This window comes from Desmonostoc vinosum (assembly GCF_059505385.1).
On record NZ_JCACKM010000086.1, the window covers coordinates 1 to 19198 of the forward strand.

At 41.0% G+C, this 19198-nt stretch carries 16 protein-coding genes; 7 read left to right on the forward strand and 9 right to left on the reverse strand.

All coding sequences use genetic code 11. The annotated features are described in order from the left end of the window. Window positions 1–237 precede the first annotated feature (237 nt). From AC5JMF_RS14585 to AC5JMF_RS14615, 7 genes are all read right to left on the reverse strand, one after another. Window positions 238–828 (reverse strand): Uma2 family endonuclease, encoded by a 591-nt coding sequence (locus AC5JMF_RS14585; RefSeq protein ID WP_495796444.1) that lies wholly within the window; start codon window positions 826–828, stop codon window positions 238–240. Window positions 829–869: 41 nt separating this feature from the next. Further along, a complete protein-coding gene (locus tag AC5JMF_RS14590; RefSeq protein WP_495796445.1) occupies window positions 870–995 on the reverse strand; it encodes a hypothetical protein in 126 nt (41 codons plus the stop codon). Beyond that, complete coding sequence (locus AC5JMF_RS14595; protein WP_495796446.1) at window positions 988–2235, reverse strand: DNA double-strand break repair nuclease NurA; 1248 nt, start codon at window positions 2233–2235, stop codon at window positions 988–990. The genes AC5JMF_RS14590 and AC5JMF_RS14595 overlap by 8 nt, the downstream gene beginning before the upstream one ends. A 144-nt stretch (window positions 2236–2379) precedes the next feature. Beyond that, window positions 2380–3159, reverse strand: a complete 780-nt coding sequence (locus AC5JMF_RS14600; protein ID WP_495796447.1) for an HAD family hydrolase — start codon at window positions 3157–3159, stop codon at window positions 2380–2382. A gap of 266 nt (window positions 3160–3425) precedes the next feature. Next, the gene (locus tag AC5JMF_RS14605; RefSeq protein ID WP_495796448.1) at window positions 3426–6125 is read right to left on the reverse strand and encodes a hypothetical protein; all 2700 of its coding nucleotides are present in this window, start codon (window positions 6123–6125) and stop codon (window positions 3426–3428) included. A gap of 177 nt (window positions 6126–6302) precedes the next feature. Further along, window positions 6303–8402 carry an ATP-binding protein gene (locus tag AC5JMF_RS14610; protein WP_495796449.1) on the reverse strand — a complete coding sequence of 700 codons (2100 nt, stop codon included), beginning with the start codon at window positions 8400–8402 and terminating at the stop codon, window positions 6303–6305. Window positions 8403–9409: 1007 nt separating this feature from the next. Next, the gene (locus tag AC5JMF_RS14615) at window positions 9410–9841 is read right to left on the reverse strand and encodes a nucleoside deaminase (protein ID WP_495796450.1); all 432 of its coding nucleotides are present in this window, start codon (window positions 9839–9841) and stop codon (window positions 9410–9412) included. A 186-nt stretch (window positions 9842–10027) separates the two neighbouring features. Here AC5JMF_RS14615 and AC5JMF_RS14620 point away from each other — a divergent pair, with 186 nt between their 5' ends. From AC5JMF_RS14620 to AC5JMF_RS14630, 3 genes are all read left to right on the forward strand, one after another. Next, the gene (locus tag AC5JMF_RS14620; RefSeq protein ID WP_495796451.1) at window positions 10028–10825 is read left to right on the forward strand and encodes an ion transporter; all 798 of its coding nucleotides are present in this window, start codon (window positions 10028–10030) and stop codon (window positions 10823–10825) included. A 72-nt stretch (window positions 10826–10897) separates the two neighbouring features. Then, window positions 10898–12550, forward strand: a complete 1653-nt coding sequence (locus AC5JMF_RS14625) for an alpha/beta hydrolase (RefSeq protein WP_495796452.1) — start codon at window positions 10898–10900, stop codon at window positions 12548–12550. Between the two features lie 240 nt (window positions 12551–12790). Then, entirely contained in the window at window positions 12791–12946 is a 156-nt protein-coding gene (locus AC5JMF_RS14630; RefSeq protein ID WP_495796453.1) for a hypothetical protein, read from the forward strand. A 163-nt stretch (window positions 12947–13109) separates the two neighbouring features. On the opposite strand, the gene AC5JMF_RS14635 is transcribed toward AC5JMF_RS14630, so the two are convergent. Beyond that, entirely contained in the window at window positions 13110–13505 is a 396-nt protein-coding gene (locus AC5JMF_RS14635) for a hypothetical protein (RefSeq protein ID WP_495796454.1), read from the reverse strand. A gap of 268 nt (window positions 13506–13773) precedes the next feature. Here AC5JMF_RS14635 and cruF point away from each other — a divergent pair, with 268 nt between their 5' ends. The 3 genes from cruF (at window position 13774) to AC5JMF_RS14650 (ending at window position 16914) form a co-directional block, all read left to right on the forward strand. Then, a complete protein-coding gene (cruF, locus tag AC5JMF_RS14640; protein WP_495796455.1) occupies window positions 13774–14682 on the forward strand; it encodes a gamma-carotene 1'-hydroxylase CruF in 909 nt (302 codons plus the stop codon). A 129-nt stretch (window positions 14683–14811) separates the two neighbouring features. Next, entirely contained in the window at window positions 14812–16005 is a 1194-nt protein-coding gene (gene cruG / locus AC5JMF_RS14645; protein ID WP_495796456.1) for a 2'-O-glycosyltransferase CruG, read from the forward strand. 705 nt (window positions 16006–16710) lie between these two features. Continuing rightward, entirely contained in the window at window positions 16711–16914 is a 204-nt protein-coding gene (locus tag AC5JMF_RS14650; protein WP_495796457.1) for a DUF2811 domain-containing protein, read from the forward strand. A 290-nt stretch (window positions 16915–17204) separates the two neighbouring features. Here the strand turns inward: AC5JMF_RS14650 and AC5JMF_RS14655 are convergent, their stop codons facing one another. Then, a complete protein-coding gene (locus tag AC5JMF_RS14655) occupies window positions 17205–17924 on the reverse strand; it encodes a response regulator transcription factor (protein ID WP_495796458.1) in 720 nt (239 codons plus the stop codon). Between the two features lie 646 nt (window positions 17925–18570). On the opposite strand from AC5JMF_RS14655, the gene AC5JMF_RS14660 reads away from it, so the two are divergent. Then, window positions 18571–19197, forward strand: a complete 627-nt coding sequence (locus AC5JMF_RS14660; RefSeq protein WP_495796459.1) for a CPP1-like family protein — start codon at window positions 18571–18573, stop codon at window positions 19195–19197. The last annotated feature ends 1 nt before the right edge of the window (window position 19198 follow it).

Genomic DNA, 19198 nt, shown 5'->3' on the forward strand with positions numbered 1-19198 from the left:
CAAGTCTCTGCCTAATAGCAAAAGTCCGTTGAAACGGACTAAAAATACTGTTATCAATCGGTTGAAACCGACTTGAGTTATCAGCCAGAAAATTTATTTTCTGGCGACTATCCGACTTTTGCAAGAGGTCTATTGCTTTATTTTAGGTTAATTATTTATGGCGATTGCAGCATATAACAACTAAGAGCATATGAGAGTGTTGCATGGCTTTTTCGGAGGAGCTATTGATTAAATTATTTATTTTCTTCTAATAGCTTGGACAAATTCAGTAACGGCATCATATTGATCAGACATTGCCAGATAACGCAGCAATAAAGATTTATCTAAATCTGGAAAAAAGCCACTGCGATTTACTTCTTCATATTCTCCCTGTTTATGAAGACGAAATATTTTAATTTCATCAGACTTCCAAAACCAAATTTCGGGTATTCTCTTGGGCTTATATAATTCTTTTCTATTAATTGTTCCACTGGTGACAATGACCTCAATTACAATGTCTGGAACTTCTTTTTCTGTATCAATGCTGTAAGACTCATCTGGTGTGCCAGAAGCATATCCTGGTTCTTCTAAAGTGTACCCACCACGTTTGTAAAACCGGATACCTAACTCTCTCATGTAAGCTTCTAACAACAAGCCAAGAGTACTTTTCACTTTCTCGTGTTTTTCACCGATAGGAGATATAATTTCTAATACTCCTGACAAATAAGACAGTCGCACATTACGGTTTTCCTCTAGCTGTGCCTCAATTGCTTTGAACTGTTCCCATGAGACATCTTTGAGAGTTACTAGTTTTTCTTCTGTAGGCTGGTCTATAAGTGGGATGCTCATATCAACACTTCCTGAAAAATTCTAGTAGAGATTGCATATATTTAGTTTAGGCGATCGCCTGTTGCTTTTGTCTGGGAAAGACGAGAACAAACTTCATCTTGATCGCGTTGAAGATGATAGCTATCGAGAGCATTGATCGCATTATTAATAATAATGAGTTTAAGCAATACTTCCCCGTTTTCTGGCTTCCTTATAGGAAGTTCCGACATTTTTTAAACCAGCTTTAATCATTTGCTGTTCCAGTAAGGCAAAGAAACGCGCTTTATCGCCACCTTTTACTACTGCTTGATTATGTGCTTCTGCGATCGCTACTGGATAGCCATATCCTTTTTGCACTTGTGCCAGCATTAATCCTAATGCTTGGTCAAACATTGCTGTATTTTCTGCTACCCAGGCTGGCACTTCTATCCGCGCAATTTCAGTACCAACATGGACATAACAAAAGTAAATAGTTTGGTCTTGGTAAAGTTCGAGGATGCGAGCATTGCTGCGCCACAAAGCACTACGTTGTCCCGGTTTGAGTTGGGTTGTCCATAAAGCAGTGTCTCGCAAAGGTTCAAAAACTTTGCAAGGTACTTTTTCTAGCTGATTAGGGCAAAAACTAAGACAGTCGGGAACTGGATGAGTACAAGCCAACAAGCGCAGGAAATTTATACCTTCAACATTGCGGGAAGCACTGAGATAACCCATCAAAGGAATTTGAGCCTCTCGCATCTGCTGCCACGCTTCTAGGATGGGGGGTAAAATGCGATCGCGTGCGTCCACGGGTAACTGTTCTAAAAACCAGTAAATTAACGAACCATCCACCATTGCCAACGTTGGTACTGATTTTTTGGCAGACGCAGACGCAAACAAAGGTAAATCACTCCCCGTGTCCTCGCATCCCCGCGTCCCCGCGTCTTTCTTAGCCTCACACGCCAATTCTGCCAGCACAGTTGTTTCCGAGGCAGTACGACGGAAACTCATCCATTCTTCAGTACGAATTCCCCATTGTCGAGACATGTATAAATCTTCTTGCCGATAAAATACCTCCGGCAAACTATCTAGTAAAGGGTGGCGATTTTGCCCGTAGTGTAAGACAACTCTACCTATATTTAAAAGATAGCAATAAGCGATTTCATGATGATTGGGGGCAATTTGCGAACCGTCAGTAGCGATGACAGTATGAACTTTTGGGGGAACTGGGATATCAAAACAGGTTTCTAGCGGCTCAACTGGGGTAGCATTAGCGAAGAGAATGCGATCGCGCCATTTTTCTTGTCGTTCCACTAAATCTTTTTGACACTTATAAGCATTTTTCAAATGTTGTTGTGCCAATTCTAAACGCTGGCGGCTAGCAGCAGCTTCCAATGTCAGATGCTGACTTAAACCCTGCATTTGTCGCGCTAATTTTGTTAAATCAAGCATATATTAAGAGTGGAAAAATTATGGTAACAGAGCGCAGCCGAAGTATGGAATTCTGCAAAATTTTCAATCTTGGCATCTAAATCTCACGTCAAATCGCATAAGTTACTTTGAGCCTTTGCGCCTTTGCGTGAGATTATTCTTTAATTAATACCAAGCAGAGAAATCTTTAGCAAACTGAGACAGCGACAATAAATGAATTCGTTGGTCATTTTCGGCAGTTTTTCTTTCCGGCTGATTATTATAACCCCAATCTGCCAGAAAAAGCTCGACATCCTCAAGGTCTGTTTGTTGTTTGACCAATTGTAATGTCTTGAGTCTGTCTTCTACAAACCATAAATTAACTTTATCCCCTGTCTGCTTTAATTCTCGCAAAATTTCGTATTTAGGACGCTGAACCTCTTTGCCAAAAATCGCCCCTTCAGGTAGATTCACTCCTTCTTGTTGCAACAACTGCTGTACAAAGCGTCCTTCTTTGGTAGTAACAATAAACAGCTTAATTTCATGAGCAACAGTCAGTTTAATTTTTTCCAATACCCCCGGATAAAATCTATGCAAACTTAGCCAACCATCTAAATCTGTAGTGATCCATTCATCGCGTAGGTTATCGAGTTTCGTGCCAATTTCTTTAGCTTGTAGCTGATTGCTGAGCAAAATTTTTGAGGTGATATCTCCCCAACTTTGCAAAATTTTTTCATCAGAAAATCTATCGATTAAAGCCTTAATTAAAACAGGCATTTCCCAACCAGTTTCAATTACAGGTCTTAAGCGATAGAATCTTAAAGCCAAATCATCTGGTGGTGTATCGTTAGCAGGCGACCAAATCTCACAATAGGTGCGCCATGCTACCTCAAAATACTCAATTAGTCCATCACAAATCACTCCATCAAAGTCTAAAGCTAAAATTGTGGGGCTACTTGCCATCATTGTTTTGAGGATTAAACTGCTGTTGTCAGCTTAACCGATTCTAAAATTATTTTTCTGTATCAATGATAATTAAGATCCCTAGACCTCTTGCAAAAGTCTTTCTTTGCGTTCTCTTCTCTGCGTCTGGGGCGCGGCAGTCGCTACAACGGGGGGAACCAAAGCAACGCGCTGCCTTGCCTCTGCGTGTTAGCGTTCGCGAAGCGTCTCTTAGAGAAGCGGGGCGTAGCCCAACAAAAAAATATTTATGCAAGAAAACGCTGGTTTCTTCAACGGTTCTTTAAAGCTTGGTTGATTGCAGCTTCTTTCACTAGCTTTACAAAGTCTGCTGGAAAATCCTTATTCTTACTCAACTGCTCCCAACTCACTTCCTGTTGCAAATTATTTTTGTTCCCTTTGAGATTTAATATTCGGATAGTATCCTGATTCATAAACTTTGTACGGATTTCTTCTTGAGCTTGTGGAATATCTGAGATTCCGCCTGATGCACTAGCTTGTAATTCTTTGGCTGTGTATTCTTCTAATTTTTTGTCCAAATATTTTTTCAGTACATCATTGTAGACTTGTTGAACTGCATTATCTTTCTTATTTCCATTCAAGCCCATACTAGAGAATATAGTTTCTTGTTCCTCATTGCTTGCCCCTTCTACCAGAGTCAGAGTATTTCCGGCAAGTTCCTGCCTCGCCTGATTTTTCTTTTCTGTGGTCTTATTAGGATCAAATCCTTTAACTCCCTTGTCCCGCAATTTCTGCTTCAGTTTTCTTGTTCCCCATTGTCCAATTTGGAAGGCTCCAACACCTGCACCCATAGCAGTAGCAGCAATTAGTCCAGGTGGGCCAGCAGTGAACCCTACAATCCCAGCGGCTAGCGTTGTCTTACCAAGAACAGTATTTATGGCTGCACGCTTCATTTTCTTTTTCTGTATTTCTTTAAGTTGATCTAGTGTTTCTGTATCCCCCGTTATTCCACCTAGACCTTTATAGTTCTTATAACCCTTCTTAAATTTGTAACCCCCTTGGATAGCCTCTGCGGTACCAAATACCGAAGCAGCAGCAGGAGCAACTGCCCCTCCGGCAATTATTTTTACTGCTTCTGCCCCTACCTCACCACCAGCCTGTACTAAACTAGAAACATCTTTGGTAGCACCTGCTGCTGATTTTGTCAAGTCTGCAACGTTTTTAACACCCCTACCCATAGATTTGTGACCGCCAAAATGCTCTCTTTGAGACGCTTTCAAACCAGCGTCAGTATAAGTAATCAGCTTGGGCACAGTTGTTAAAATGCTAGCTACTGCCTTACCACTATCAAAGGGTATCGATGTACCTGCGATCGTACCCCCTTGTTTGACAGCTGCCAAAGCTCCCGAACCATGGGTAGAGTTCGGTACATTCTGATGGTGTTCGCCACCTTTTCGGGCTTGGGTTCCGACTAATCCAGTGTATGTAATAGCGGAAGTCATGTTACCTAAACCGTCAGATGCATTGGCAATTCTTTCCCTTTTTGGCTTCTTCTTATCCCTCAATGCACTCTTGAATTTCTTGAAAGAATCTGAAAATAAGAGCAAACCACCAACAGCTTTGACATCATCCCTAGTCATACCAACTACAGCTGCATCATTGCCAAACTTTTCAGTCTCGCCAGGGGGAAGGTTTAAGTAACTGTTTGGGTCTTTATCATTAGCGGGAAGATTCTGCCCCAAAACTTGATCGACATTTGTGTGGCTCGAATCCTGTCCCAGAATTTTGGTTTGATCTGAATAAGTCTCGTGCTGCTTTATCCCGTCTGCAACTTCCTTCCTTGGCTGTTTGGTATTCTCAAAAGGTCTATCGATTCTTTCTTTGACTTTTTCCCACCGTGTTGCTGGTTGCTGTGGTTGCTGCGTCCCTTGTGGCGGAATTCTCCCTTCCAATCCTGTAATTGCAGCTTGCCGTCGGTCAAGTTCATTTAACTCCTGAATGACTAAATCTACGAAAGCCGGCCGTTTCTGCTGCTGCAAGTCTGTAATTGCCTGCTGTCTTGCTGTATAGTCCATCGGTAGCAACCGTTGGGCCTCTTGTTGCGGTGTCAGTGGCATTGAAGGTATTGGTGGCTGCGGTTGTCGCCGAACTCCTCTTCTACTAGGCGGGCGCTGCGGTTGCTCTGACTCAGACACAGCTGCCAGATTCTCAAGTTCTGATTCTGGGGGCAGTTCGCTTTCAACCTCAGCTACCGATTGTTCAATATTTGCAAATATTTCCGCAAGAGGTGTATTATCTTCTTCTTGCTGCACGTCTGGGGAGTTAGTTTGCTTAGAAGAACCCTCTTGCGGATCTTCATTAAGTAAATCTTCTGGAATCTCTTGCTGCTTACTTGAATTCTGAGATGATGCTTGAGTGTTAGTGGCAAACTCGGTCTCTTCTTGTTCCTGATATAACATCAGTATTTGTTCAGCGATGGGAGTGAGTAAACTGTCTTCGTCGGCTATTTCGACTAATTCTTCTGGACTGGCTTCTTCAGATACTTCTGCCAACATATCAGTATAATACTCATCTAGAACTGCATCTATTGCAGCTCTATCTGCAAGATAAGCCGAATCATCCTCTTTCTTCCCAGATGGTTGATCTGCTCGCTGTTTTCCGTTACGTGTACGCTGCACAACGTTATCCTGAGCAGGCATACACTGCACTCTTGAATTTGCAGCCCCAGTTACTTGTGCTGATTCCCCCGGCGCTGCTTTAGCACCTAATATATCGGCAGCTGGCTTGGACTGAATCACCTGTGGGATTGCTGGATTCATCCCAGGAAATATGGGGATTTCAGCAAAGTTGAATGCTTTGTGTTTTGCTTTTTCTGGTGTGTGACTCAACTCCTGACCTTTGAAATCAGAGTTAGTGACAAAGGGACGCGATTTATTCTGAGGCTGGGTTGGTATGGCAGTATCTGAAATAGATTGATTGCTCAGAAATCTCTTCTTATGTAATGCTTTCATTTCCAGTTCTCCTTAAATGCTGCTTACCAACGGTTAAATAATTCGTAATGACGCGACGCTCCTGTGTCGCTAACGCTGACGCTCGTACCTCGCTACCGCTTCGCTAACGCTATCGAGGACTCGCTAACGCTACGCTAACGTAATTCGTAATTAAAATTGTCAAAAACCAATTCAAGTCTAGATTTTGAACCAATTACTGATTTCTGTGTCAGTAAGCGATCGCTCCAGTTTGGTGTATTCATTTTTGGTAGCCTGTAAAATATGTTGCATCCCTAATGGCTCATCTGCATCTGCGGCGATAAAAGCTGCATTCAAAGCAATATTACGAATATGACCTCCTGTGACACTTAGTTGAGCTAGCTTAGCGAAGTCTAGCCCTTGAGTTGGTGTTTGAGTTGGGAAAACACGCTGCCAAATCTCTGCTCTTTGGTTGGCATCTGGAAATGGAAATTGCACAACAAAGCGCAGACGGCGCAAGAAAGCTTGATCAATTGAACTTTTCAAGTTAGTAGTTAAAATTGCCAGACCACGGTAAGACTCTATCCGCTGTAACAAGTAACTTACCTCCATGTTTGCATAGCGATCGTGGCTATCTTTCACTTCTGATCGTTTGCCAAATAGGGCATCTGCTTCATCAAATAATAAAACAACGCCACCTGTTTCTGCTGCGTCGAATACTCGTCGCAGATTTTTCTCGGTTTCGCCAATATATTTATTCACAATTGAACTGAGATCGATGCGATAAAGATCTAACTGCAACTCTTTAGCGATTAATTCAGCTGCTGTTGTCTTACCTGTACCACTAGCACCTGAGAATAAGGCACTGATGCCTAGCCCTCGCCCACTTTTGTTTCCAAATCCCCAACTCCTATACACCTTTGTCCGTTGTGCTACATGAGTGACAATTTCATGCAGGATTTGCCGTTCTTTGTTTGGTAGTACTAAGTCATCCCAACTGGTAGATGATTCAATTCGTTGAGCTAATTCATCTAGACGCGGACGTGCTTGGTGGCGGCAAATGTTCCAAAGGTGCAAATGGCGGGAAGTGGTAGGTGTATCTTGTTGTGTTTCTCTGTCTGTTTGCCCCTCGATTTTTTTGACTAGGCTTTTGACTCTTAAAGAAGCAGTTTCAATATCTGTGGGGCTGAAACTGAAATGGGATACCAAAGTTTCTACATATCCTTGAAAGCTGGGTGCTATGTTCCCTAAAGCATTTTGCCAAATTAACTGCTGTTCTTCAAATGTGGGTTGATGTATGTCAAAAGTAATTAAGGGACGCTGCCTTTGACGGCGGCGATCGCGACTAGTAATAATTAAAGGACAATTAATACTTTCGATGAAACGAGTAATCGCACTCTCTCGGCTGGCTTCAATGCTTTCTAACTCATCACAATCTAGCAGCAGCACGCGATCGCTTAACATCCATTCCCGCTCACACAAACACTTAATCAGGTTCATTTGATTGGTGTTGGTAGGAATTGCTTCTGCGGAAATAGCGTATAAGCTTAACTCTAAGGGGGCACAAGCAGCAGAGGCGATCGCTAGTTTACTCGCCACTTCTGTTCCACATAACTGTAAAACTGGTAATAATTCTGTCTCATTTAATGCCTGCAACCAAGTATCTACTAGCTGCTGTGCTACATGTTGATGAGACGATACCAAATAAGTCGTCTCTGGCATTGGTAACTCAATTTCTGTCAAGCGCTCATCCAAATGTTGCACTCCCATCAGATGGTGCAATATTCGTTCATCAATTCGCAATGGACTGGTGGTAAGAGTATTTCCTGCACCAACTTCAATTAGTCGCCATCTACGCAAAGGAGCATTAGGCATTAACGCACTCCAATGCGGTTCGGGTAACACTTCTAAAGCTAGATTAAAAGTAGGATCATCTTGTTGATGAGCGTCTTGAGCCTTGACAAACAGTGACGACCAACTATAATCCAATTCTTTACCTGCACACAATAGCAATACATTGCGCTCAAACACAGACAAATCGAAGATATCGCACAACTGGTCTAATGCAAATGATGATTCACTGGACTTAGTTGTCAGATAGTAAAATTTTTCCCTCTCTTCTCCAAAGTTTTCTGAATCAGCTTTTAATCCTCTGCTTTCTTTTGAGCGCTCCATTTTCCCATGATTCGCAGTCTCTTCCACTTGATAAATATAATGTTGTAAAGCTTCTCCTATGTGGCTAATTGCTCTCATTAGATAAGCTTGATTTGCTTCAAGCCAATTGCTATTTATTGTGGGGATTGATAAGTAGGCAGACATAACTAAAAATATCTGTGTAAAACTCGATTCTTATCGCAATCCTGACATCACTAAATCTACAATAATTTAGTTGATCTATCTACCTTATTCTATGCACATTCAAGTTTTTACAACATAAAAATGGCTTGTTTTTATAGGTAATTAATCCTCATGAGAAACTTTCCTAAGTCATACCCAAGCAATTAATTAAGGTAAGGATTCAGATACCAGAGTATTGACAAAGAAGACACTTGAGGAGGAGTATCACAAATATAAACCAAAACCTGCCTCAAGAGTTAGCTTGAGAAAGCTTGAACCAGTGATCGAAGGAAGAATTAATAAAGATAATTATTGAGCAGAATTCTCATTATTGGGAGTATGGTTAAAAATTTCATCTCAAACTGTACATGAGAGTGAAATTATCAGATGGCATATCGACTTTTTCTTTCAGAACCAACCCGTACTTCTGTGCTGCCTTAGTAATGTCTCGGGAAATTTTTTCATTTCTAAATTGATTGTAACCCAATCAATTTGGCTGAAAGGAACAGATACTTGATACTCAGCGTATACGAATACTCGACTCACGGCTAGTTCTCACCTGATTATAATATTTATAAAATTATTTTCTCCTAGATACGAATTTTAAATCATTCGTTAACAAAATATCAGCTAAAATCCAAAACTAAATATTTAATTTATTTATATATCTAAATAAGTTTATTGATTCATACATTCAGCTATTTGTCAAATATTTTTAACGAAATCACTTGTAAGTTAAGATTTGTTTCTAAATGGCTTTTTTATTATTTTCAATTCATCCTACGAGAATCTTAAACTTTTGTTCATCATAACTTAATGTTCTATTAATTAAATATGTTTTGTTGACTCATATAAAAGTAAAAACTTAAAAGGTATTTGAGAACTAAGCTCCCCGACTTATTTTAGAAGTCGGGGAGCTTAGTTAATTAAGTCACATACAACAGCAATAAAAGCGATCGCTAAAAATAGTTCTGGCTGAGTCGTCCTATTTATCCAAGTTTAAATAATTCTAAACACTCATTTTTTAATACACCCTTTGTTACCTTGATGCTTTTAAATGATTTAGCAATAATTTCTTCACAAGAGATATTAATTTGTGACTGATTTACCAAAATTAAATCTTGAATTGAAGCACCATATATAATTTCTGATATTCCAGTCCAAACACAAGCAGTTGCACACATCGGACAAGGTTCGCCAGTAGTATATATGTTATAACCTTCTAAAGAAGGGTTTTTAAGTTTAGCAGCTAAACCGCGAATAACGTTAATTTCTGCATGAGCAGATGGATCGTTGTCTCTTTTGACAGTGTTATGAGCGACAGCAACAACTTCGTTATCTTTAACAATAACCGCTCCATAAGGAGCATCGCCTTTTTTTGCTTCTGCTAGTGCTAAGCGCATAAAATATTCTTGATTCATATTTACTATGACCGAAAAATGATAATAGTTTACAATACCCTATTAGTAAAACAACTTCAATAAACTAGCTAAAATAGTTGAGAAATATAGTATTGCTAAATCATTCATGAAATTCCTCTGTTGGCATCCTTGGCAATTCGTTAAAAGAACTAAGTTTTTACAATTCAGATAGGATTGCTGTAAAGTATGTTATTAAGCAAAGAAAAAACAGAATTTTATCTCAAAGACCTAGAAACACCGATAGGAAAAGTAATTAATTTAACTCTTGGAGCTTTGGTTATCGTATCGTCAGGAATTTTTGTCGCCGAAACTTATGAGATTCCTGATTATTTACGGTTACAGTTAAATTTAGTTGATACGATTATTGTCGTCATTTTTGCAATAGAATATGCTTTGCGCTTATGGAGTACAGAAAACAAAATCGCGTATATTTTTAGTTTTTACGCAATTATTGATTTAATAGCAATCTTACCCTTCTTTTTGGGTGCAGTAGATATTAGATTTATCCGCTTGCTGCGATGGTTTCGGATTTTGCGTTTAATTAGATTTATAGATAGAAAATTTTTATTTGCCAGTGTCAGTACTGAAGATGGGGTAATTTTCGCCAGAATATTGTTTACATTATTTGCAATTGTTTTTGTTTATTCTGGCTTAATTTATCAAGTTGAGCATCCAGTCAATCCTCAAGTTTTCGATACATTTTTGGATGCATTTTATTTCTCAGTTGTCACAATGACAACTGTAGGTTTTGGCGATGTTACTCCGATTTCGGAATTAGGTCGATTACTAACAGTATTGATGATTTTGACAGGTGTTGCACTGATTCCTTGGCAAGTAGGGGATTTAATTAAGCGATTGGTAAAAACTGCTAACCAAGTAGAAATAGTCTGTTCCGGGTGCGGTTTGATTTTCCACGATGTTGATGCTGGTTTTTGTAAAAGATGTGGGACTAAGTTGCCAACTCATAAAAGCCCTCGTGGGTAATTTTGCAATTAAAGAGTAGTCAAATACACAAATATCCGCTATATTCCCCTCAGCACCGTTTGAAAGAAATTTATGGGAAAAACCTGGAAAAGTCTCAAGATAGCTGCGGGTTTCTTTTGCGCGATCGCCCTAACACAGTTTCTTGGGGCAAACTCCTCTGCACAAGCAGCTGACACGGTTGTAGCGCGTTTTGGTTTGTTTACAGAATCCGTCTCTTTAGCTGAGTTACAAAAAGCTGCCGAAAGTGGAGAATTTCCCGCCAGTTTACAACCTTATACTAATAGTCTATCCCAAGAGCAACGCCGCTCTCTATTGGGGGCACTAAGAATGAGGATACCACTCAATATTGTGACTATCAGTAGATTAGCTAATACTCAAATTGGCACTTCCATACTTAACGATATTGCAACAGCAGTGGCCCGCAAGGACAAAGCCGGATTACAAGCACTCAGAGCAGCACTAGTATTAGGTTCTACAGCCCCACAAGGTCTTTCTGTGTTGAGTTTTATCGCCGCATATCCTAGTCAACGCCTGGAAATTGATGTACCACAAGCTTTCAGAATTGTAGGGAATTTAAATACAGCTTTCTGGCGTACTCAACAGTTTATGTTAGCGATCGCTCCTCAACTTGACCCCACCAAAAAACCCCAAATTTCTCTACCCTTCGACCCCAGCCAACCAGGAACCGCTCAAGTACAGATACTGAAATTGAATTGGAATGACCAAAAGCGCACGCGCAACGTTCCTGTAGATATTTATTGGTCAAATGCTGCCACTGCCGACAAACCAATCATTGTCTATTCTCACGGTTTAGGGTCAGTTCGTACAGACTTGCACTATCTAGCAGAACATCTAGCTTCCCACGGTTATATATTTGTAGCTTTAGAACATGTTGGTAGTAATGGAGCCAATATTGACTCAGCAATCACGGGCAAAAACAGGCTAATGAAGCCTCAAGAGTTTTTAGATCGTCCTCAAGATGTGAGCTTTGTTCTTGATGAACTAGAAAAGCTGAACCAAATAGCCGACAATCCACTACAAGGAAAACTGGCAACTAATAATGTGATGGTTATTGGCTATTCTTTTGGTGGCAGCACAGCCTTATCTGTTGCTGGAGGCGAATTACAACTAGAAAAGCTAAAAATACGTTGTCAGAAGAAGTTGGCTATTCTAAGTTTGGGAGAAGGTATTCAGTGTATTGCTCAAGAACTGCCACAAAACACTTATCAACTAACAGATGAAAGAATTAAAGCGGCGATCGCTCTCAGTCCAACAACTTCTTTATTATTTGGCGAAACTGGTCTAACTAAGGTCAAAGTACCCACCCTGATGTTGGCAAGTTCCTTAGATAAAAGCACTCCAGCCTTAACAGAACAAATCCTACCATTTGACCAACTCCCATCACCTAAATGGCTAGTTGGTATACTTGGAGGCACTCATTTGAGTGTGAAAGACCCCAGCACCACTTTAGATCAAGCTGGACAACCAAACACACCTTTTACTGGAGGAGAACTTGTTGATCAACAAGCAGTTGATGTACGCAAGTTCGTTAAAGCCATAACTTTAGCATTTGCTGCACAGTTAACTTCACAAGCAAAGAACTATGCGATTTTTCTCACACCAGATTATGCTCAATACGCTTCGACTGCGGCATTTCCATTTCGGATAATTACACAGATTCCCCCCAACGCTAAAACAGTTGTGCAAGAATTTATAGAAAAGTAATTTCTAAAAATTGCGGGAGAGCATAAACATTGGTGTCAACTTAACGTAGAACCAATGTTCCGCAAGGAATTGAAGTTCCTTGCTAATAGCAAAAGTGATCCTTAGATGACTGAATATCCCCCAAGATTTTGAGTCTACTGAAGTAGACTTGAGCTATTAGCCAAGAAATTTATTTCTTGGCGGGTGAGGAAGCCAACACTGAAGCTATTTCTAGCTTAAGTTGATACCAATGGAGCATAAATGACTCACTCTATTAAACCTTGTTATCAACCGCAAGCATCAGACACCTGTAAAGTACAACGCGATCGCCTAGACTATGCTGATCTTCATGAATGGGCTGAACATCTTTTAATTATTGATTACCTAACTCAAGCATTGATGGAAGCCGGAATTTAAATAATATGAATTTTAAAAAAGAATGTATTCAAAATTCCAAATTAAAGACATCATAAAAAATTTGACCAAAGTAGGTAAAAGTTTACCTCGTCCTACTATGCTAAGAGGTTGTTTGAAAAGTGTTTTGCTGTGACTTTAGGCGCTTTTAGATCCCTGTTACCTTTCATGAACAAGTATATAAACTAAATGCCTGACATCTAATTAACTGATAGCCCAGCGCCCCTAAAGTTAAACCGGCAAGTGAGAAAATAGATGCCATACAAAAAGCAAGCCATTCTTTATAACCAGCACTTTGAAAGTCTACCTTAACTAAGATGCTCGCAGAAATAATCAGTAATGTATCAAGAAATACTCGAAACCAGGCAAGCATAATAAAGAACAAGAAAGCTGCTAAAACAGCAACCCCAAAAGTCCTGAGATTTGATTCAAATATAACACCATAGTAATATGCCATCCTTGACCAAGGTGTAGTCAAGGTTAATAACCACAGCAAAATAGCAACCACAACCACAAGCCACACAAACAACGGTGGTCGTGTTTCATATATCACCCAGCCCAATGTACTGTAGCTCAGGAGTACTATCGTTAGGGAAACCCAAGGAAATCTTTTCAAAGAAGAGGTTATATAAATTTGGACTTTCTTAGCTTAGACTAGTAAATCTATCATCATATTTTTTCTAGTTCCAATCAATAGGCTGTTATGCTCTCCCCAAAAAAGCCAAATTTGTTTGCAGAGAATGCAGCACAAAGTATTAAATATGTTCTTAAACATTTGTAAACTGTTAGCAGCCGAGTAGCCGCGTGTCACATCTTGTTAAGGAATTATCATGAGACAACTTGTTATTGCTGAGCGCGTATGCCTGATTGGTCATATCGTTTCAATGGTGTTTGGGTTGGTAGGAATACTATTGGTTGTACCTAATGCCCAAATAATTTTGAATTTATCCGAGGTTGGACAGACTGCCATGCAGTGGAGTATGGCCGGAGGCGGTGTTGCTTATATGATTTTAGGTGCAACAGCTGTTTTCTTATATGCTTTGCGAACCTTGGGTTTAGGACGCACCTTAGCATTTATGCTGCCGTCGGTGTTTATTTCCCTAAGTAGTGAACTATTGGGAACCAGTACCGGATTTCCCTTTGGTCATTATAGCTACCTGAGTGGTTTAGGCTATAAAATTGCGGGTCTAGTCCCATTTACAATTCCTTTATCGTGGTTTTATGTAGGATGTGTTGCGTATTTGCTGGCGCGTGCAGGTTTAAAAGTAGACAATAAACCAAGCTTATTGCGTCACATGGGTGCGATCGCCTTGGGTGCTTTGCTACTCACATCTTGGGATTTCGTGCTTGATCCTGCCATGAGTCAAACCTCGCTTCCCTTTTGGTATTGGCAAAAACCAGGCGCTTTCTTTGGGATGCCTTACCAAAACTTCGTGGGCTGGATGGGTACCGGATCGGTATTTATGACCGTTGCCGCTCTATTGTGGAAAAACAACCCGATTAAATTTGAGCGATCGCAACTCAACATCCCCTTAGTAGTTTATTTAAGTAACTTTGGTTTCGCCACAGTCATGAGCTTGGCAGCTGGATTTTCCATTCCTGTATTACTCGGCTTGTTACTAGGTGTAACTCCCGCTGTAGTACTGTGGTTACAAGGTTCAGCCTCACTTGCTCCCGTTACTGTTGAGTCAGCAACTAACGAAATCTCAGTAGCCAGCGTCAAAGTTGCCGTCAAGTGAAGAGATGAAAGGGAAGACGCGGAGAGAGTGAGACGCGGTGACGCGGAGAAACTTTGAATTTACATTCCCCGCGTCACTGTGTCCCCGCGTCATCTTAAATCCCATTCCCCATTCCCCATTCCCTTGACCGTGGAGAACGCTTTGATAATAGAAAGCGCGATATCGCTTTTCTTGCTACTGATTCAAGTACCAGCTACAGCGATTTTGTTGTCGCGCCTGCTGAAGGGGCCAAGACGCCATCCTCCGATAGAACCTCAACAACCAACACCAGATCTATTGGGTTGTGTCAGTATTGTTGTACCGACGCTGAATGAGGTTCTCCGCATTAGCCCTCTGTTAGCTGGCTTGAGTCGGCAAAGTTATGAAGTCCGGGAGATTATTGTTGTAGATAGTAAGTCCCAAGATGGCACGCCTGACTTGGTTAAAGCTTCTCAACAAAAAGATCCGCGTTTTCGCTTGATGACGGATGATCCTTTACCCTCTGGTTGGGTGGGGCGTCCTTGGGCATTGCATAACGGCTTTTTGCAGACTTCAGAGGCTAGTCAGTGGTTTCTCGGTCTCGATGCTGATATTCAACCACATCCGGGCTTGGTAGCTGGTTTGATCAAAACAGCCGTAGCGCAAGGGTATGACTTGGTTTCTCTTTCTCCTCAATTTATCCTCAAATATCCTGGGGAGTGCTGGCTACAACCCGCTTTATTGATGACTCTGCTTTATCGATTTGATCCAGCAGGTATCAATACAGAGCAGCCAGAGCGTGTCATGGCAAATGGACAATGCTTTTTGTGCCGCCGTAGGGTTTTAGCTGCCGTAGATGGCTACTCCAGTGCAAGTGGTTCTTTTTGTGATGATGTTACCTTAGCTCGAAATATTGCTGCTAGAGGGTTTAAGGTAGGTTTTTTGGATGGTGCAAAAGTGTTGAAAGTACGGATGTACGAAGGAGCAATAGAGACATGGAAAGAATGGGGGCGTAGTCTTGACCTGAAAGATGCATCTCCCTCTGCTCAAATTTGGGGAGATTTATGGCTACTCTCTGCGGTGCAGGGTCTCCCTGTTCTCATTATTCTCAGTTACCTATTTTTCTCTCCCCCACTCCCCGACTCCCCCACTCCCCGACTCTTCTTACTAGGACTGAATTTATTTCTACTAGTAATTCGTTTTGCAATGCTATTTGCGATCGCACCTTCCTATGATTGCAAAGCTGCCAACAAAGGCAGTTGGTTATTCTGGCTTTCACCTCTAGCTGACCCTTTAGCAGTGCTACGCATATTCTTATCTGCATTCCGCACCCCTCGCGAATGGCGAGGAAGAAAGTACGGGTAAAGGGAATTGGGAACTTGTGCTGAGCGAAGTCGAAGTATTGGGAATTGGGAATGGGGAATTGATGTTTGTTATTTCTTCCCCTGCCCCTATAACAGGTATAGGTATTTTACATTCAGTCTGAAAAAGCCTATTTTGTGTTCCGAAATCTTTCCCCGCGTCCCCAATCCCCAATCCCCAGTCCCCAATCCCCAATCCCCAATCCCAGAACTTTTTGTAATTCTTATCAATAGCTAAAATTTTCCTCACTCATTCCACAGGATTTCCACAGGGTTTTTAGCAGTTTTCCACAGATATTTTACGAGGTAATAGGCTCTTGCCCCCTTACTGGGGATTGTTGAATCAAGACGGTTAGTAACTTCAAGGACTGAGTTTTTATTAAGTAACGTAACAAAAAACAGCTTAAAGCCTTATTATCTCGTTAACATTTACTTTTTATACAATTGTTTTTAACATTTCGCAGCATTGACAAACCCACCCCCTCTTAGACGACAATGATTCGGCTTGCCTTTGTAGCCCGTTCAACTGTTAACATCGGCTGTGTAGATTTACGTCGTCTTTTGGCGCAGATTGTCGGGCAGGTAAAGGAATGATGGTACTAAAGCCGCAGAAGCTCTCTGACTGCTTTTTACCTCATGTATTGCCGTCCTTATGGCTATGACTGCAAGCAAATTATCCTCTTGATTGACCTCATAGGAGGAAAATCTTATGCACGCGACAGTTAGTATTTATACTGAAATCCCCGAAACACTGCATGAATCACTCAAAATCTACTTAGACAAACATCCTGATTGGGATCAAAATAGAGTTCTGACGGCAGCACTATCGCTATTTTTGCTCCAAAATGGAGATAGCGATCGCCGTGCAGCTCGAGTCTACTTAGAAACTTTATTCCATCATTGTCAAGCTTAAAAATTCCGCAATCATTTACCAACGACAAATCATCTACCAAATTCCAAGAAGATACTTAATACCAATTCTCTAAAACTTGACAACCGATTCAAACCCAGATTGAATCTGACTTTCTTAATTTTGAATTTTAAATTGGTATGATCATGGGTGATCAACAATCAAGAGCTTGAACTGGGTATAAAACACTGGGCATGAGGCGTGGAAATTGACTGATACCACATACCTCATGCCCAATGTTGTTTGATTAAATCGGCCAACAGCTAAAAAACTCTAGACCATAGGCTACAAACTTAAGTTTTAGCCTCCAATTGCTGAGGATGAGCAGGAGATTCAAACTTATACCCTACGCCACGTACAGTTTGAATTAGTGCCGGCTGACTAGCATCGATTTCAATCTTCTTGCGAATTTGACCAATGTGTACATCTACGACCCGTTGGTCGCCGACATACTCATAGTCCCATACCTCTTGGATTAGCTCTGCTCGCCGCCAAACTCGACCTGGATGGCTGGCTAGAAAATGCAACAAATCAAACTCCAGAGCGGTTAAGGGTACAGGTTCGCTATTAAGTGTCACCTCTCGCCGCACAGGATCAATCATCAGCTTTTCAAATAGCAGGCGTTTCTGTTCTGCTGTAGTTACAACCCGCTGACGCCGTAAAATAGCTGCTACCCTGACTTCTAGCTCACCCAGCCCAAAGGGCTTTGTGAGATAATCATCAGCACCTTTAGAAAAGCCGCGAATCTTGTCAGCTTCGTCTGCGCGGCTAGTCAGCATCAGAACAAAAACACCGTTCCGACTTTGCATCTCTTGACAGAGGTTAAACCCGATCGCGTCTGGTAAATTTACGTCTAAAATCACCAAATCTGGGTTAAACTGCTCAAATAAACTCAAGGCTGTCTTTCCATCTTCAGCAGCCTCCACCTGATAGTTCTGCTTAATCAAAAAGCGTTGGATTAAATTCCGAACCGCAGGATCATCATCAACTACAAGAACCTTGGCAGGAGCCATGACCATCACTTTGCACAAAAATTCATAGGATTGACAGAGGATTGCGTAAAAACGCAGTTTCCACAGGAATAATTAAGAATCTACAAGGCTAAGGCATGAGTTTCCTGATTATTCAAATGATACTTTAATCAGGTTTCTGAAAAATGAGAGAGCAAAACTTCTATCAAAAAGAGTTGCAGGAAAGTGCAAACCTTGTTATTGTCAATTTTATGCTCAGCAAAAGAAAATCCTGATTGAGTTACACTAATTTAGTAAACTGGGATGCTTTGTTACCAATTTTGTGGTAGTAGTGGAGAATCTTTAAATCATCAGGCTAATTATTAAAGAAAATCCTGTCAGAAGACAGCAAGTTGCCAAATAAGCAACACAAAATTTAATTTTTTCATAAAATTGCGCTCTAAGTATCCCAGTTCAAATTCTAGATTAGAGCCAGAACTAGGTAACGGCATGGGGGGATACACTGAGTTATAACAATATGTTAAAGTTACTATAGTTAAAATTTCCGAGTCGATCAAACTAGCCCGTGCTACTATCCTGGTAGGGCATGAAAATCGGTCGAAGCGTTGGTTATGATTAAAATCAAACTTAATGCTATTTTCCGTAAACAAAAAGCTGCCGCTGATTTAGGCTAAAGTAACCAACTCCCATGAGTGATCAAAATCCCTACGAAAAACTTGGGGTATCAGAAGAGGCTAGTTTCGACGAAATTCAAGATGCTCGCAACAACCAATTGGAGCAACACAGTGGTGATGCTAAGCGTCAAGAAATGATTGAGGCAGCTTACGATGCGATTTTAATGGATCGCTTGCGGATGCGCCAGGAGGGCAAAATCAAAGTTCCTGAGCGAATTCGTTTTCCAGAGCTGCGAGTGCAATCGCCTCCTAAAGAAAATCTTACCCCTCGTGAGCAGTCCCCCGCATGGCTGCAACGAATGCTAGATAAACCAACGCCAGCAGATATCCTCTTGCCCGGAGCTTGGTATCTTGGTTTGAGTTCTATTAGTATGTTTTACCCCAATGGGGGCAATCAGGTTTTACAGTTAGCACTGGTGGTTGGGGTAGGAATTAGCATTTACTTTCTCAATCGCAAGGAAGGGAAATTTGGCCGCGCCGTTTTATTCACTTTAATAGGTTTAATTATTGGCTTAATTGCTGGAGGGTTATTTGCTAGCTGGCTTTTAATGCAAATACAATTTGTTAACTTGACACCCAATCAATTTTCTACAGTGCTGACGTTTATACTGTTATGGTTGGTTAGTAGTTTTCTGCGTTAAA

Coding starts and splice junctions, on each gene's coding strand:
- AC5JMF_RS14625 (WP_495796452.1), top strand. CDS start 10,898: ATGGGAAAAACCTGGAAAAGTCTCAAGATAGCTGCGGGTTTCTTTTGC.
- AC5JMF_RS14600 (WP_495796447.1), bottom strand. CDS start 3,159: ATGATGGCAAGTAGCCCCACAATTTTAGCTTTAGACTTTGATGGAGTG.
- AC5JMF_RS14620 (WP_495796451.1), top strand. CDS start 10,028: ATGTTATTAAGCAAAGAAAAAACAGAATTTTATCTCAAAGACCTAGAA.
- AC5JMF_RS14605 (WP_495796448.1), bottom strand. CDS start 6,125: ATGAAAGCATTACATAAGAAGAGATTTCTGAGCAATCAATCTATTTCA.
- AC5JMF_RS14660 (WP_495796459.1), top strand. CDS start 18,571: ATGAGTGATCAAAATCCCTACGAAAAACTTGGGGTATCAGAAGAGGCT.
- AC5JMF_RS14595 (WP_495796446.1), bottom strand. CDS start 2,235: ATGCTTGATTTAACAAAATTAGCGCGACAAATGCAGGGTTTAAGTCAG.
- AC5JMF_RS14585 (WP_495796444.1), bottom strand. CDS start 828: ATGAGCATCCCACTTATAGACCAGCCTACAGAAGAAAAACTAGTAACT.
- AC5JMF_RS14650 (WP_495796457.1), top strand. CDS start 16,711: ATGCACGCGACAGTTAGTATTTATACTGAAATCCCCGAAACACTGCAT.
- AC5JMF_RS14610 (WP_495796449.1), bottom strand. CDS start 8,402: ATGTCTGCCTACTTATCAATCCCCACAATAAATAGCAATTGGCTTGAA.
- AC5JMF_RS14615 (WP_495796450.1), bottom strand. CDS start 9,841: ATGAATCAAGAATATTTTATGCGCTTAGCACTAGCAGAAGCAAAAAAA.
- cruF (WP_495796455.1), top strand. CDS start 13,774: ATGAGACAACTTGTTATTGCTGAGCGCGTATGCCTGATTGGTCATATC.
- AC5JMF_RS14630 (WP_495796453.1), top strand. CDS start 12,791: ATGACTCACTCTATTAAACCTTGTTATCAACCGCAAGCATCAGACACC.
- AC5JMF_RS14655 (WP_495796458.1), bottom strand. CDS start 17,924: ATGGCTCCTGCCAAGGTTCTTGTAGTTGATGATGATCCTGCGGTTCGG.